At 32.3% G+C, this 17,162-nt stretch carries 14 protein-coding genes; 5 read left to right on the plus strand and 9 right to left on the minus strand.

All coding sequences use genetic code 11. From position 1 onward, the window contains the following. Nucleotides 1-230: 230 nt before the first annotated feature. The 3 genes from LG295_RS09330 to LG295_RS09340 all read right to left on the minus strand — a co-directional run bounded on the left by LG295_RS09330 (nt 231) and on the right by LG295_RS09340 (nt 5,926). Entirely contained in the window at nt 231-3,686 is a 3,456-nt protein-coding gene (locus LG295_RS09330; protein WP_318832970.1) for a pyruvate carboxylase, read from the minus strand. 360 nt (nt 3,687-4,046) lie between these two features. Next, entirely contained in the window at nt 4,047-5,282 is a 1,236-nt protein-coding gene (ftsW, locus tag LG295_RS09335) for a cell division peptidoglycan polymerase FtsW (RefSeq protein WP_107529728.1), read from the minus strand. Between the two features lie 368 nt (nt 5,283-5,650). Further along, nucleotides 5,651-5,926: a YlaN family protein gene (locus LG295_RS09340; protein WP_017724164.1), complete on the minus strand. Its 276-nt coding sequence runs from the start codon at nt 5,924-5,926 to the stop codon at nt 5,651-5,653. Between the two features lie 349 nt (nt 5,927-6,275). Here LG295_RS09340 and LG295_RS09345 point away from each other — a divergent pair, with 349 nt between their 5' ends. Both LG295_RS09345 and LG295_RS09350 read left to right on the plus strand, forming a co-directional pair. Continuing rightward, on the plus strand, nt 6,276-6,758 hold the full coding sequence (locus tag LG295_RS09345) for a hypothetical protein (protein ID WP_107529729.1): 483 nt from the start codon (nt 6,276-6,278) through the stop codon (nt 6,756-6,758). Nucleotide 6,759: 1 nt separating this feature from the next. After that, nucleotides 6,760-6,933, plus strand: a complete 174-nt coding sequence (locus LG295_RS09350) for a DUF2197 domain-containing protein (RefSeq protein WP_017724162.1) — start codon at nt 6,760-6,762, stop codon at nt 6,931-6,933. A gap of 369 nt (nt 6,934-7,302) precedes the next feature. Here LG295_RS09350 and typA read toward each other — a convergent pair whose 3' ends face one another. Next, complete coding sequence (gene typA, locus LG295_RS09355; RefSeq protein ID WP_017724161.1) at nt 7,303-9,150, minus strand: translational GTPase TypA; 1,848 nt, start codon at nt 9,148-9,150, stop codon at nt 7,303-7,305. A 99-nt stretch (nt 9,151-9,249) separates the two neighbouring features. Between typA and LG295_RS09360 the strand changes: the two genes are divergently transcribed. Further along, complete coding sequence (locus tag LG295_RS09360; protein ID WP_017724160.1) at nt 9,250-9,441, plus strand: DUF5325 family protein; 192 nt, start codon at nt 9,250-9,252, stop codon at nt 9,439-9,441. 102 nt (nt 9,442-9,543) lie between these two features. On the opposite strand, the gene LG295_RS09365 is transcribed toward LG295_RS09360, so the two are convergent. Then, on the minus strand, nt 9,544-10,359 hold the full coding sequence (locus LG295_RS09365; RefSeq protein WP_107558624.1) for an inositol monophosphatase family protein: 816 nt from the start codon (nt 10,357-10,359) through the stop codon (nt 9,544-9,546). 262 nt (nt 10,360-10,621) lie between these two features. Between LG295_RS09365 and LG295_RS09370 the strand changes: the two genes are divergently transcribed. Next, nucleotides 10,622-11,233 (plus strand): YktB family protein, encoded by a 612-nt coding sequence (locus LG295_RS09370; RefSeq protein WP_107529731.1) that lies wholly within the window; start codon nt 10,622-10,624, stop codon nt 11,231-11,233. A gap of 616 nt (nt 11,234-11,849) precedes the next feature. On the opposite strand, the gene LG295_RS09375 is transcribed toward LG295_RS09370, so the two are convergent. Beyond that, a complete protein-coding gene (locus tag LG295_RS09375; RefSeq protein WP_318832971.1) occupies nt 11,850-12,359 on the minus strand; it encodes a DUF4064 domain-containing protein in 510 nt (169 codons plus the stop codon). A gap of 203 nt (nt 12,360-12,562) precedes the next feature. On the opposite strand from LG295_RS09375, the gene LG295_RS09380 reads away from it, so the two are divergent. Further along, nucleotides 12,563-13,918 carry an Nramp family divalent metal transporter gene (locus LG295_RS09380; protein WP_318832972.1) on the plus strand — a complete coding sequence of 452 codons (1,356 nt, stop codon included), beginning with the start codon at nt 12,563-12,565 and terminating at the stop codon, nt 13,916-13,918. 97 nt (nt 13,919-14,015) lie between these two features. On the opposite strand, the gene auxB is transcribed toward LG295_RS09380, so the two are convergent. From auxB to LG295_RS09395, 3 genes are all read right to left on the minus strand, one after another. After that, complete coding sequence (gene auxB, locus LG295_RS09385) at nt 14,016-15,203, minus strand: lipoteichoic acid stability factor AuxB (protein ID WP_318832973.1); 1,188 nt, start codon at nt 15,201-15,203, stop codon at nt 14,016-14,018. A gap of 72 nt (nt 15,204-15,275) precedes the next feature. Then, nucleotides 15,276-16,349, minus strand: coding sequence for a spermidine/putrescine ABC transporter substrate-binding protein (locus LG295_RS09390; protein WP_318832974.1), 1,074 nt, complete (start codon nt 16,347-16,349; stop codon nt 15,276-15,278). Continuing rightward, the gene (locus LG295_RS09395) at nt 16,346-17,158 is read right to left on the minus strand and encodes an ABC transporter permease (protein ID WP_107558474.1); all 813 of its coding nucleotides are present in this window, start codon (nt 17,156-17,158) and stop codon (nt 16,346-16,348) included. Before LG295_RS09395 ends, LG295_RS09390 begins: the two co-directional genes overlap by 4 nt. Between the last annotated feature and the right edge of the window lie 4 nt (nt 17,159-17,162).

The raw sequence follows: 17,162 nt of genomic DNA on the forward strand, positions 1-17,162 counted from the left end.
AACTCAAGAATCTCTCCAAAATACGTCGCATCCACATGTAATTTCACATTATAATAGTTAAAATATTAAGTCCTTTCCGTATAATTTAATAAACACTACTAAACTAAACAATAATGAAAAAGACAATTTCTATATTATTTCAATAGAAATTGCCTTTTTAAACTTGTCCAAGAACTTTAAGTCCCAGAGTCGTTCCAATTTAAAATTTTATAATTTATTGACTATAAAATTTAATCCACAGGTTCTTTTTCAATTTCTATTAATAAATCACCTGTTTCAATTGCCTCGCCACTTTGAACAGTCACTTGCTTCACAACACCGTCGAACGGAGCTTGAATCGTTGTTTCCATCTTCATAGCTTCAGTTATCAATAATGCTTGCCCACTTGTAACTGTTTCGCCTACTGAAGTTTTAACTTCGGTAACAGAACCTGGCATTTGGGCACCGATATGGTTTGGATTTAATTTATCTGCTTTCGGTTTAACACTTTCATTTGCTTTTACATTTTCATCTTGAATGAATATACGTCTCGCTTGTCCATTCATATCATAGAAAATTGTTCGAATTCCTTTTTCATCTGGTTCCGTAATTGTCTTCAATGTAATGATTAGACGTTTACCTGTATCTATTTCTATTTCCACTGTTTCATTTGAACGCATTCCAAAGAAGAATGTAGGTGTATCTAACAAGGATACATTTCCAAACTGTTCTTGCGTAGCAATGAATTGCTCATAAACTTTAGGATATAAGACATAACTTATGATATCTTGTTCTGTTACTTCTCTCTCTTGTTTTTCTTCTAATTCTTCTCTTACCGCTTCAAAATCAACAGGCTCTAAATATTCACCAGGACGATCTGTAATTGCTGCTTGTCCCTTTAGAATTACTTTTTGTAATTCTTTATTAAAGCCGTTCACTGGTTGTCCAATATCACCTTTGAAGAATGAAACAACCGATTCAGGGAAATCTAATTTATAACCATCTTTTATCACTATTTCTTCATCTAAATCATTTTGTACCATATATAACGCCATGTCACCAACAACTTTCGAGGAAGGTGTCACTTTAACAATGTCACCAAACAAGAAGTTTACACGTTGATACATTTCTTTAACTTCATTAAATCTATTACCTAATCCTAAGCTCTTCGCTTGTTGGCTAAGATTTGAGTATTGTCCACCTGGCATTTCGTGTTTATAAATTTCAGTATTTGGTGATTTAATATCACTTTCAAAGTCATTATAATATTGACGTACAGTTCCCCAATAATGTGATAATGCTTCCATTCCGTCAACATCGGCACGCATATTTCTATCAAAACCATTTAATGCGTAATATAGTGAATTACCACTAGGTTGACTTGTTAAACCACTCATTGAAGCAACAGCTGTGTCAATAACATCTACACCTGCATCTATAGCTTCTTTATAAACTAATAAACCATTGCCACTTGTATCATGTGTGTGTAAATGAATTGGTAGGTCGACAGCTGCTTTTAATTCACCAATCAATTCATTTGCTGCTTTAGGTTTCAACAGACCTGCCATATCTTTAATTGCTAATATATGGAAGCCTTCACGTTCAAGTGTTTTTGCCATATTTACGTAATACTCTAATGTATAAATATCCGAGCGATTCGGATTTAGAATATCACCTGTATAACAAATAGTACCTTCTGATATTTTACCAGCTTTTAATACAGCTTCATTTGCTACTTTCATTTGATCTACCCAGTTTAATGAATCAAAAATTCTGAAGACATCAATACCGGCTTCCGCACTTTCTTTTACAAATTTTTCAATGACATTATCTGGATAGTTCTTATAACCGACAGCATTAGATGCACGAAGTAGCATTTGGAATAATACGTTTGGAATTGCTTTTCTAAGTCTTTCTAAGCGTTCCCAAGGGTTCTCTTTCAAGAAGTTATACGCTACATCAAATGTAGCACCTCCCCACATTTCTAAAGAGAAACTATCTTTCATTACTTCTGCTGTTTTCGAAGCAATGTTCATCATATCTTTTGTTCTAACACGTGTTGCTAGTAACGATTGATGCGCATCTCTAAATGTAGTATCAGTTATTAAAACGTCATCTTGCTGTTTTAACCATTCAGCTACAGCTTTTGGTCCCTTATTATCTAATAGTTGTTTGGTACCTTCTAATGCTGCAACTTCTTTTTTAGAGACTTGTGGTATAGGTGATGTTTCATAAATAGGTTTTGGTCGTTTTTCTACGTTTGGAAAACCATTAATTGACACGTTGCCAATATATTCTAATGTTTTTGTACCTCTATCAAGTGTTGGTGCAATATCAAAAAGTTCCGGTGTTTTTTCTATAAATTTAGTTGTGTAATCACCTGTTTTAAATTGTTCGTTTCTCATAACATTAATTAAAAATGGAACATTGGTTTTAACACCACGAATTCTCATTTCTTGTAATGAGCGGTCCATTTTTTCATTCGCTTGTTTGAATGACATTGCATGCGTTGATAATTTCACTAATAAAGAATCATAATAAGGTGATATTTCAGCACCTTGGAATCCATCACCAGCATCTAATCTAACTCCAAAACCACCACTTGAACGATAAGCAATGATTCTACCACTATCAGGCATGAAATCATTTGTCGGATCTTCAGTAGTAATACGACATTGAATCGCATAACCTAGCGTTTGAATATTTTGTTGTTGTGGCATACTGATTGCTTCATCATATAAATTCTCGCCATCAGCAACTAATATTTGTGTCTTAACGATATCTACACCTGTAATCATTTCAGTTATAGTATGTTCAACTTGTACACGTGGATTTACTTCAATGAAATAAAATTCATCGCCAGAAACTAAGAATTCTACAGTACCAGCATTCACATACTCGATGTTTTCCATTAATTGAATTGCAGCAGCACATATACGTTCTCTTAAATCATCTTCAAGCGCTACTGAAGGTGCTACTTCAACAACTTTTTGATGACGTCTTTGTACTGAGCAATCACGTTCGTATAAATGTACTATATTCCCATGTTCATCACCGATGACTTGAACCTCTATATGTTTGGGATTATCGATATATTTTTCTATATAAACTTCACTATTACCAAAAGATTTTTCAGCTTCAGATTTAGCACGATGGAATGCATCTTCTAGCTCATCTTCAGAACGGACGATACGCATACCTTTACCGCCACCACCGCTAGTCGCTTTAATCATCAATGGATAACCAGCTTCATTCGCAAATGCAATTGCATCTGATTGATTATCTATTGGACCGTCCGTACCTGGTATAACCGTCAGATTTGCATTAATTGCTGTCGTCCTAGCTTTTACTTTATCGCCAAACATATCTAAATGTTCAACACGAGGCCCTATAAACTTAATGCCTTCTTCCTGACATCTTTTTGCAAAAGTTTCATTCTCACTTAAAAAACCATATCCTGGATGAATTGCATCTACATCTGCTTGTTTAGCAACATCTATGATGCGTTCAATGTCCAAATAAGATTCAGCAGGTCCTAAATCCTCACCTACTAGGTATGATTCATCCGCTTTATATCTATGTAAAGACCCTTTATCTTCATTTGAATAAATAGCAACTGTTTTAACATCTAACTCTGTTGCTGCTCTAAAAATCCTTATTGCAATTTCACCACGATTGGCTACCAAAAGCTTGTTTATTTGTTTCACATCATGGTCCCCCTTAAATTTAGAATTTTCAAAAAAGTTTGATATAAAAATCATTATAGCAAAATCCGAACAATGTAGACAATAAAAAATATATAGCCATTATTTTAAAACAGCTTAAAATACACATGTCACTCACTGCCGAATAGTAACGACCATCACATTACAAACTACATAAGACCTTGATACCATCACTCTCTTACAAAATTATATCATAAGAATTCCATAATAAAAAGTTATTAATTACAATAACTTTTAGTTATAACAATTATACTTTGATAGAAGTTTTTCAAAATTACTTTAAAAATATAAAAAAAATAAGCAAACGTTTTCAATACATTTGTATCAAAACGTTTGCCTTAATTAAGAATATCTGGTTGGGCCAATGCTTGTTCTAGTTTTTCTTGTTTTTTTATATTTTGATTGTTCGATTTTAATTTGTTTTGCTGTTATTAATAATAAGCCCATCGCTATACTTAAACTAATCATCGAAGATCCACCAAAACTGATGAATGGTAAAGGCACACCTGTTAATGGAATAGTTCCAGAAATACCACCTAAATTAACGAAAGTTTGGCTACCGATATAACTTGCTACTCCTACACAAACTAACTTATAAAAATAAGAATTTGTTTTGCTTGCGAGTTCAAAAGCTCTATAAACAATAAAAAAGAGTAAACATATAACGAACAAACCACCTAATAAACCTAATTCTTCACAAATAATAGAAAAAATAAAGTCTGTATGTGGTTCAGGTAAATACCCTAATTTCATAATACTATTGCCTAAACCTCTACCTAGTAATCCACCATTACCAATTGCAATCAATGAATTTGAAATATGGTATCCTGTACCAGATTCTTGACTAAATGGATTCGTTAGCGTACTGAATCTTGCTGTTAAATAATCCGGAACCAATCCAACTAGCAAGAAAAGTGAACCAATAATTACAATCCCTACTATAATCAACAATCCGTATTTGATGGATTTTTGAACACCAATACCTGCATAAAATAATATTGCAAAGAAAATAATCATAATAAGTAACGTTTGACCAACGTCTCGTTGCAACAACACAAGGCCAATACATATGCCTGCTAAAACGATAGGATATGTTAGCAATTTAGGTTCTTTGAATACTTTAGGCCGTTTCTTTTCAATCATATAAGGTATATATAAAATTATGCCAATTTTTAATAACTCGGAAGCTTGTAAATTCATAAAGCCTAAATTAATCCAACTTTTTGAACCATTGATATTACTACCGATCAATAACGTCGCAACCAATAATATAACGATGCCAAGCATCATACCTTTTTGAAACCTGCTTGTTTCAAGAAATTTGACATTCATAAAGAAAGCCATAAAAAATACAATAATCAAACTCATAATTACATACATTAACTGTCTAGTATAAAAGTATGTTCCAGCTACTGATATACCGCCAGTTAATGATCCTTTAGTGGCAGCAACCATACTTGCGCTGTAAACCATTACCAAACCTATCAAACATAGTAATAAGTAGGTAATGACTAATGGATAATCAATATATTTTGCATTTCGACCTATATATCGAAAAAATTGTTTCACATTATTCATTTGACATATCATCCAATTCTCATTATTTATTATCACTAACTAAATACTTTGTATTAATTCGACTTATGTGCAATACCTTAGTTGTCTTTAAAACTTTTCAATGTTATGTAAAATAAATTGTACTTCAAACATTATAACAAACATTCTATCAATTTTTCGAATAAATATAACAAAATATCTTTTTTAGATGCTCATATATTTAACTTTTAAACATGACAAAAGTGGCTAAGATATAATCAACAATTATTGATATCCTAGCCACCCGTAGTATACTTATGTAGTTTGATAATGAACACCATATAAGTTTTTATATTTTTTGAACATGGAAAACAAGTTTTCCAGTTATAAAACTATTTTATTTAACCCAATTAAACATTTGTAAATGCATCATGCAATTTAGAAAGTTCTTTTTCTAATCGAAGCATTAAATCTTTGCCCACTTCTCTATCAACTAAACCAAGTTGTACAGCGAAATCTACTTCTTTTTGTAATCCAAACATCTGTGTATCAAGTACTTCTTCATACAATGGGCATTGAGGTAATGTAAGATTATCCATTTGTACTTTAATAAGTTGGAGAATCCTATCAGCATCTTTATTCAACTGGTCATATGCCACATTACTAATATTTTGATTTTTTACCAAGACATATTCCCCCTATCAATTGTAACTTTATATGACGAGTTTATCTTAATGCATACTAAAAAGCAAGTGAATTCAGGAATATACGTAATACTAGTATTTGTGATAAAATTGTAATTAACAATTATTTATTTTAATTTAATTTATAACGATACTAAGTGTCAGATGGGCAATGCCAATATATAAGCTGATTTTTGTCAGAATATTTTGCTTTAATAATAAGCTATACATTTTATTTCAAACATGTATTTGTTCACAAAAAAGTCAGATTCAACGTAATATATTAATGTTGTGAGTGATTACTTAATAGCGTTTTAATTTAGAAACAAGATATGCAAATAGGAGTGGGATTATGATTCAAATTAAGGGTGAAGTTAAATTTCCAATTACTTTAGATAGTACAACTTGGATTTTTGACGACAGAAAAGTTCAAATAGAAGATTTAGAGCAAGGTATATTCGACGGTACCAAACCAATCAATTTTGATGATAATCGTGAGTGGAATAGAGCAATTTTAGAAGGTCAAACTAATCCACCAACGTTAAATTCTGAAATTAAATATAAAAAAAGAGCTGTTTTAGAAAATTCGTTTGTCATTAATATGTCTCCATTTTTCAAAAATGCTGAACCGTTTGATCACGCAAAAACAATTCGTTTATTTAATGATAACGAGTCAATAGAACTACCTATCGACTTATTACCATATCTTTTTTTCCAATTTGCAAAAGACGGTAAAAAATTATATGACGATTATTCAGTAGATAGTTTTGTATTTATTCCAGAAGAAGGTTATTCATACGAATTTAAGTATGTCACTCATATCGAGGTGATTTAATATGAAAAAAGTTCAATGCATAATTTGCGATACTGAAGTATTTATAGATCAAAATACTTTAGAAGCTAAAAGATTACGCAATGATCCAATGCATACTTTTATGTGTGATGAATGTAAAAGTAGACTTGATACACCTAAACAACGTAATCAAATAACTACTTATGATCATCGTTGATATAAATCAGTACCTTCTTTTTTTGCCATGGGCTGATTTTAAACTGCCTACAAAGTTTCTGACTTTGTAGGCAGTTTTTTATGCATGCTTTCCGTGTTCATTGCCTTAGCCTGTAGTCTTCGACTAGTGCGCTTCCCACAGGAATCAGCCCAAATAACCGACTATATTACACTAAAAAGATTATAATATATAAATAAGCAAACCTTAGGTGATAGTTCGCCTAAGGTTTGCTTATTTTCTGAGCCATCATTTTTACAATCTGGCTTATTTATTAACATCGTATTATCACGCTATCGCTTTAATAATAAATAGAGCTGGGACGTTAATGTCCCAGCTCTACAATCATACTAAATTAAATTCAGTAGACTGTTATTCATCTTCTTGCATTAATTGTTTAATACGTTTTGCTTCTTTTTCACGAGCATTTTTTTCTAATACTGTTTTTCTAATACGGATATTTTCTGGTGTAGCTTCTACAAGTTCGTCGTCGTTAATAAATTGTAACGCTTCTTCAAGCGTTAAAGTTCTAGGACGTTTCATAGTTACTGTTTGGTCTTTGTTTGAAGAACGTACGTTAGTTTGGTTTTTCTCTTTCGTAACATTGACTGTTAAGTCATTTTCACGATTATGTTCACCAACAACCATACCTTCATAAACTTCAGTACCTGGTTCCATGAAGTTAATACCACGGTCTTCTAAGCCCATAAGTGCATATGAACTTGCTTTACCAGTGTCTAATGATACTAATGCACCATTTCTTCTACCGCCAATACGACCTTTAACACGAGGTTTAAATTCTTCAAACGTGTGGTTTATAATACCATAACCACGTGTTTGAGACATAAATTCAGTAGTATAACCAATTAATCCACGTGCTGGTACCATAAAGATAATACGTGTTAAGCCATTATCTGTAGTTACCATATCTAACATTTCACCTTTACGTTGGCCTAATGATTCAATAACAGCACCTGTGTATTCTTGTGGCACTTCACATTGTACGCGTTCAAATGGTTCACATTTTACGCCATCAATTTCTCTTAAAATAACTTGTGGTTTAGAAACTTGTAATTCGAAACCTTCACGTCTCATATTTTCAATTAAAATAGATAAGTGTAATTCACCACGACCGGCAACAATCCATTTATCTGGTGAATCAGTTTCTGTAACTTTTAATGACACATCTGTTTCTAATTGTTGATCTAAACGTTCTTGAATTTGACGAGAAGTTACATAATCACCTTCACGACCAGCGAATGGAGAATTGTTTACTCTGAACGTCATTTCTAACGTTGGTTCGTCAATTCTTAATACAGGTAAAGCATCTCTATTATCTATTGGAGTAACAGTTTCACCAACGTTGATGTCTTCCATTCCTGATACAGCAATTAAGTCACCTGCATGTGCTTCATTAACTTCTTCACGTTTCAACCCAAAGTAACCAAAGATCTTAGTTACACGGAAGTTTTTAACTGTACCATCTAATTTAATTAGTGAAACGTTATCACCTACACGCATTGTTCCTCTAAACACACGACCAACACCAATACGACCTAAATAATCACTATAATCTAGTAACGCCGTTTGGAATTGTAATGGCTCATCTCTATTATCAACAGGAGCAGGAACATAATCAATAATCGTTTCGTATAATGATTGCATGTTTTCGTCTTGTTTCTCTGGATCTAAGCTTGCTGTACCATTAACAGCTGAAGCATAGACAACTGGGAAATCTAATTGCTCATCATTTGCTTCTAATTCGATAAACAAGTCTAATACTTCATCAACGACGCCTTCAGGTCTAGCTTCAGGTTTATCAATTTTATTAACTACAACTACTGGTTTTAAGTTTTGTTCTAAAGCTTTTTTCAATACGAAACGAGTTTGTGGCATTGTGCCTTCATATGCGTCAACTACTAAAACAACACCATCAACCATTTTCATGATACGCTCAACTTCACCACCAAAATCGGCGTGACCTGGTGTATCTAAAATATTAATACGATTATCTTTATAATTTACTGCTGTATTTTTAGCAAGGATTGTAATACCACGTTCTCTTTCGATATCATTTGAATCCATTGCTCTTTCATCTACGTGCTCATTCTCACGGAAAATACCTGATTGTTTTAATAATTCATCTACAAGTGTCGTTTTACCATGGTCAACGTGAGCGATGATTGCTATATTACGCACATCTTCTCTTAATTTAGTCATTTTATACAATTTCCTTTCTCGAGTAAATTCCCACTTTTCTTTGCAACTTTTTTATTATATCATATAATTGGTTAAAGAAAACTATAAAGGTGTGGTATAATGCAACAAAAAAAATCCAAATCAATTTTCTGGGTACTCGCTATAGTAGCTATTGTCTTTTTACTATTATTCAGCTTTAGTATAGCTGCTACAAATGTTCCATTCATGATTTTAACATTTATATTATTCATTGCAACATTTGGTTACGGTTTCACATTAAAAAAGAAATATCGTGAAAATGATTGGCTGTAATTAAATGATTTTGACTATATTTAATAACTGAGTGTCCCATTCCTTCAAAACAGGATTGAGACGCTTTTTTTATAAGTTTATTTATAAAATATACACTAATTCTTAGTTTTTTAATCGCTGCTGTAATAATTCAATAATTTCGTTATTTTTTTGAAAATGATGTTCGATTAATTCAGAATGTAACTGTGCATTGGCCATAATAATTGAATTAGGTTCATAAATCGATAATGTATCGCCCATTAAATTTGTACCAAGCCCCCCTACTTCATTTAAAATAATCAAACCACCTGCGAAATCCCAAGGTTGTAATCTGGGGGTGACATAACCACCCAATTTTCCTGTCGCAACATGTATAATTTCTAAAGCTGCAGAACCATATGCTCGTGCACTCCTAGCTTCCTCTACTATAGGTTTGAACACTTCTCCTAGTCTCGGCTTTGTTAGCCAATTTGGATTAATTCCAATAATACTTGTCTTTAAAGGCGTGTTCTCGATTTTAGGTAACAATGTACCATTTTCATAGGCACCTTCACCAGTTTTAGCATGATACAACACATCATTCATAACATCATAGACAAAGCCAGCATATGGGTGCCCGTTATTATAAATACCAATAGATATTGCAAAATTTTCTTTTTGATGTACAAAATTTAACGTACCATCTATTGGATCGATGACCCAAACTACACCTGTTTCATCTTTTAAGTCATGCCCATGACCTTCCTCTCCAATCACTAAATGATTAGGATAAGTTTCTGTTATATTATCAAAGAGGTATTTTTCTGTAGCTTTATCGACATTCGTCACTAAATCATTAGGATTAGATTTAGTTTCTACTTTTATATCTTCTTTCATTATTTTTCTAACATTAATTCCTGCTTCTAATATAAGTCCTTTGGCAAATTCATAGACAGTCATCGTATCAGCTCCTTATTCATTCTTCATTATACATTAACTAACTTTCAAAAAGATATTAACCAACCTTTATTATTTCAATCATTATACGAATTAAGAATAAGGTGAATTTAAGATTATTCAATATAGTTTATCTTTACCCTGTTCAAACATAGTGTACACAATGCATAACAAATCATTTTCTATCTAAAAAAAGCATGTAAAATGTCTATCTGAGTATAATGTGCTACAATACATACGAAAATAATGATTATAGGAGGTACAAATGACTCAATATACATTTAAACCTAAAGACTTCAAAGTATTTACAGTAGATGGCTTAGATGCCAGAATGGAAGCACTTAATAACCATATTCGACCACAATTGCACGCTTTAGGTGATTATTTCTCACAATATTTAGAAACTGCTACAGGTGAAGTTTTCTATCCTCACGTAGCCAAACACGCTCGTCGAAGTGTTAATCCACCTAAAGATACCTGGGTAGCATTCGCAACTAATAAGCGTGGTTATAAAATGCAGCCTCATTTTCAAATAGGCTTATTTGAAAATCAATTATTTATTATGTATGGTGTTATGCATGAGGCAAAAGATAAAGCACAACAAGTTACAGCTTTCGAAAACCAATTTGAAACATTAAAAAATCTACCAAATGATTTTAGTATAAGCTTAGACCATATGAGCCAAGAAAAGACATACATACACGAAATGACCGATGAAGACATATACAAAGCGTTTAAACGTGTTAAAGAAGTTAAAAAAGGTGAATTTTTCGTAGCTCGTACGTTAGCTCCAGGCTCTGAAGCACTTAAGAATGATAAGTCATTTTTAGCATTCTTAGAAGACACATTTGAATATCTATTGAAATTTTACAAATAAGTAAATAAAAGCGAAAGTATGATGATAGTCATTTTCTCTATAATACTTGCGCTGTATTATTTTATTGCAAAATAATTATTGCATTAGAATATTTTGGGGTATAAATCCCAGAAAATAGCACTCAGATGATTCAATTCATCCGAGTGCTTATTTTTTATTCAATGTTCGTATCGTTGACTCGCTTTCTTAGGGGATCAGCTTCATCCTGTATTCTACAGCTTGTCCCATCCCCTCAAGCGTCTTGCCAAACTACATCGCATTCATGTGTAATTTCACATTAAAAAAATAAGTCCCTTATGTATAATTTAATAAATACTATTAATTTAAATTAACGAAGTGTCTTATGTATAAAATCTATAGCATGACTCTATTTACACTATCAATAGAAACTTCACTATTTCATACAATCAAAAAACATCAATTTCTATATACTCAGTAGAAATTGATGTTTTTACTTTAGTCGGAGATATTTATGTCCCATCCCCAATCTTTATATTGGAATTGGCTTGAACTTTCACTCTTTTAAAGGCCACTTCTAAATTTAATGAGTTAGTGGTCCTTATACGAGAGCACAAAATTTTGTATATTGACTAAACATCCTCTTCTCTAAAGTATTTTAGTAAATATATGGGTCATCCTCTTTTTTCTTTTTCATTTCATTTTCTGGGTTAATTTCTGTTTGTTTACGCTGATTATTTTGATTATCAAAATTCTGTTGAGAAAATGCTCTGTCATTTTGATTGTCCCTATCATGTGGACCTTTTCTTACAAACAGCATGATAGCAACAACAAACCATAAGATCAGTGCAATAAAGTTTCCTGCAAATATACCAGTAATCGCTGCAATAATTAAAATACAGCCTGCTAATATACGATTTCCTTTAATAGTCAATGTACCAATAATACCTAGTATCGTTGAAATAATTAAAAAGCTACCTTGGAAAATCATGGAAGTTTTAAATGCTTCAATCGACATTTCTACACCTTGTTGCTGATTCATCTCTTTAAATGTTTCTTGAAATTCTGGCACATTTAGGAAAGAAAATACAAGGATCATAAGTAACAAAAATAGTATACTTAGACCATTTGCTATCCAGGCTGTGATTCTTTCAGCTTTTCTTTTCATAATCTTCCTCCTATTTTTTATTAATTCTATCATAGCAAATTTATATTGAGTAAAAAATCATCACGCCCTAATTGCTACGTATTTTAATTATATATGTTTAAATATAATAATTAATTCAGTAAAAATAAAATACCTTTTATCACACTGTTTAGGTTGACCTAACATTTTTTTTGGAGTAATCTATGAAATATTAGTAAATGTATATGGAGGTGAGGGTATTGAGCAAAACGATTCAATCCCATAATAAGAGTTTAGATGAAATCAATAATACGGTTTCAGTCAATACTCACGGCAAGTTTAGCCAAAAACTTTTTTCTTATTTAGGACCCGGTCTACTAGTAGCTGTAGGATATATGGACCCCGGTAACTGGATTACATCTATGCAGGGTGGTGCACAGTTCGGCTACATTTTGCTATTCGTGATTTTACTTTCAAGTCTGTCAGCCATGTTATTGCAAAGTATGACAGTGAGGTTAGGAATAGCAACAGGTATGGACTTAGCACAAGCAACAAAACACTATTTAAATAAGCCTATTGCTTTTATATTTTGGATTATTGCAGAGTTAGCCATTATTGCAACAGATATAGCTGAAGTAATAGGTAGTGCAATCGCACTTGATTTACTCTTTGGCATCCCCTTATTGGTGGGTGCATTAATCACTGTGTTAGATGTTTTTCTATTATTGTTCATTATGAAATTTGGCTTTAGAAAAATTGAAGCTATTGTAGGCACACTCATTTTTACTGTACTTGCTATATTTATCTTTGAAGTCTTTGTAGCTTCCCCACATGTATCAGAAGTTTTAAATGGCTTCTTACCTAGTAAGACAATTATCACAGATAACAGTGCCCTCTTTATTGCTTTAGGTATAATTGGAGCGACAATCATGCCTCATAACTTATATTTACACTCATCCATTGTTCAATCAAGAATGTATGATCGTAAAAGCACTCAATCTAAAGCACAAGCAATTAAATATGCAATTATAGATTCAAACATTCAATTGTCCATTGCTTTTGTGGTTAACTGCTTACTTTTAGTACTAGGCGCTGCGCTTTTCTTTGGTGTCAATTCTGAACAGCTCGGTGGATTTTATGACTTATTCAATGCTTTACAAAATCAACCTATATTAGGCACTTCATTAGGAGCAATTATGAGTACGCTGTTTGCTGTCGCATTACTAGCTTCTGGTCAAAATTCTACAATAACAGGGACAATGGCTGGTCAAATTGTGATGGAAGGTTTTATAAATTTAAAAATACCCAATTGGTTACGTAGATTGATTACTCGTTCAATTGCCATACTGCCAATCATATTATGCTTAATTATCTTTAAAGGCAATGAAGCAAAAATGGAACAATTACTAGTATTCTCACAAGTATTTTTAAGTTTAGCTCTACCATTCTCTTTGATTCCCTTACAACTTTCAACAAATGATCATAGTTTAATGGGACAATTCAAAAATAAATCATGGGTTAATATCATATCTTGGATCTTAATCATCATTTTAAGTTTATTAAATATATACTTAATTATACAGACTTTCCAAGAACTATAAACGAAATACAAAAAAGGAGCGAGACATCAGTCTCGTTCCTTTTTTAAGTTTCAAATGAACTAGCAAATCTCATAGCACATTCTAAAATATTTATATCTTATTTGTTGTTTTCTGAGGTGTCCGATTCACGTGTTTCCTTGCTATCATGTTCAGCTGTATCATCAACAGTTTGTGAAGTCATTTTTTTACGTTCTTCAAAATTTTGTCTGCGTTGATTTACTGCACTTGGTTGTTGTTTACGTCTTTCTTTCTCACGTTTTCTACGTTCTTTCTTCTCTTCTTTAATACGAGCTTTTTCTTCTGCTTTCTCTTGTTTCAATCTTGCCGCTTCTTCTGCTTGAGCTTGCTTACGACGTTGTTCTTCTTCGTATGCTTCTTGCTTTCTTCGTTGCTCTTCTTCATACGCATCTTGTCTTCTCTGTGCAGCTTCTGCTTGAGCCTGTTCATCATACTCTGTTATATCATCAACTTCAGTTTGACTTTGTTTTGAAACTGAGTCTCCATTTTCATCATAAACATCACTTACTGGACCAAATTCATCTGTTTGTAGTTGATCATCTTCAGTTTGCTTTTTATGTTTATAATTGTATTTCGCTTGTCTCGAAAGTACTTGAGGTTCTTCATGTGCCTCTTGTGTATCAGCGTTTACTTTTTCTGCTACTTCAGAAGAATAGCCACCTCTTCTTAGCTGGTTATCTGTTCTCGCTTGTTGTTCAACGTCAGAAGTATGTTCCCTCTCGCTATATTGTGATGTTGGTTCAGCTTGTTGTTCATATTCTGAATAACGACCTAGATACCCTTCACCATAATAAGTAGGCATCGTTTCCACCTTATCTTTACGTGCAAACATCATAACTGCTACGATTAAAAACAGGATTGGAATAATCAGAGGAACAAATAATAACACTAACGGCAACGTAACTATTGTAGCTAAGAGGAATAAAAACCCTGACAGCATTCTAATATTCATTGAGATAAGTGCTAAGAATGATAATAATAAACACACAATAAAGTAAACAATAACAGCCCACACACCATTTTGTAACCAAATCACAAATTGCGTCGTATTCAAGCTATTATTAGCTAAAATTTGCTGAACAAAATCATTCCCATTTAATGTAGTTTCTAAATTTTGTATTGATGTCTCACTACTAAAAGATACTAGTGCAATAAACATCGTAATAATGGTTAGTAATAATAAAAATACCCAGCTTAACCAACCTAATACTTTTTCTGCTAGTCGACTCACAGGACGTCTAACTTGAGTATATTGCTCTCCTGACATGTCTATACAACTCCTTATAATGCTTTCAAACTATTATAGCGAAAATACGCTAAAATAACTACTAACTTAGATTTATTTTAATGACATTTTAAAATTTAAAAACCTTTCGTTATATTCACTCAATGTTTCTTTTCCTAAATCTCTGTAAACTTCTAAGTTTTCTTGTGACTCTTGGGATGGATAAAAGCGTTCATCATTTTTCACTTCATCTGGAAGTAAATGTCTTGCTGCTTTATTTGGTGTTGCATAACCAACCCATTCTGTATTCTGCTTATTATTTTGTGCGTCTAATAAGAAATTCATAAACTTATATGCGCCTGCTTTATTTTGAGCAGTTTTAGGTATTACCATATTATCAAACCATAAATTCGAACCTTCTTTAGGCACAACGTAATCAAATTCATCACTACCTTGAACCATAGGAGCAGCGACACCACTCCACACAACAGCAACATTCGCTTCATGTTGTTCTAGCATCATAGTGATTTCGTCACCTACGACACCTTTAACGTTTGGGCCTAAATGTCTTAAATTTTGTTCCGCTTTTTCTAGGTGTTGTGAATTCGTATCATTTAAACTGTATCCTAATTTGTTCAATGCTAAACCTATTACTTCTCTTGCACCATCTACTAATAATACATCATTACTATACTTTTTATTATATAATTGATTCCAAGAGTCAAAATTGTCATTGGGGTATGCTTTTTTATTATAGATAATTCCTACAGTTCCAAAAAAATATGGCAATGAATATTGATTATTTTTATCAAAAGACATATTCATATAATCTGAATCTAAATTTTTGATATTAGGAATCTTATCATGATTTATTGGTAATAACATGTTTTGTCTTTTTAATTTTTGAACAGTATATTCACTAGGAAAAGCGACGTCATAATGTGTACCACCGTTACGTATTTTTGCTTCCATAGCTTCATTAGAATCAAAAGTTTCATAGATTACTTCAATACCTGTTTCCTTTTGGAATTTTTTAATTAAACTAGGATCAATATATTCTCCCCAATTATAAACATAAATTTTTTCACTATTTTTTGAATGGTCTTTCGCTGTAAACTTATGACTGATAAACAGACATATTAATCCAACAACAATTGAAACTATAATTAATTGTAAGAATCGCTTCATTGCTGTATACCTCGTTTCACTTGCTTTTTATGTTTCATCATATTTTGGATAAAATAATAACCAAGAATACCTAACATAATGACTACGAATAATATTGTAGAAATAGCATTGATTTCCATGCTAATACCTTTTCTAGCCATAGCGTAAACTTCTACTGATAATACACTAAATCCATTACCTGTCACAAAGAAACTTACAGTAAAGTCATCTAGTGAATATGTGAGAGCCATAAAAAACCCACCAATGATTGCAGGCATCAGATGCGGTAACATTACTTTATTTAATACTTGGAATTCAGTTGCACCTAAATCACGTGCTGCATTTAGTGTGTAATCATTCATTTCATAAAGTTTAGGTAGAACAATGATGACAACGATTGGTATACAGAATGCAATATGAGAAATTAACACAGTCGTAAATCCAAGCCCTAGACCTGTAAAATGACCAATAGCCGTAAACATAATTAAAAACGACGCACCGATAACAACATCTGATGAAACCATCAACACATTATTTAATGTTAACAATGAAACTTTTAATTTTTTATTTCTCAGATGAAATAAAGCGATGGCCCCCATCGTACCAATCACCGTTGCAAAGGCTGCGGCTAATAAAGCAACAGCAATTGTATTAAAAATAACTGCCATGAGACGTTCATTATTAAATAAAGATTGATAATGTTCTAATGTAAATCCTTCAAAATGAATCATGTTACCTGCAGAATTAAAGGAATAAAGCATTAAAAATAAAATCGGGATATATAATACTGCCGTTAATATGTAGATATATAACTTACCATACCATTTCACTTGT

The organism is Staphylococcus pseudoxylosus, assembly GCF_044794325.1.
Classification (GTDB): Bacteria; Bacillota; Bacilli; order Staphylococcales; family Staphylococcaceae; genus Staphylococcus; species Staphylococcus pseudoxylosus.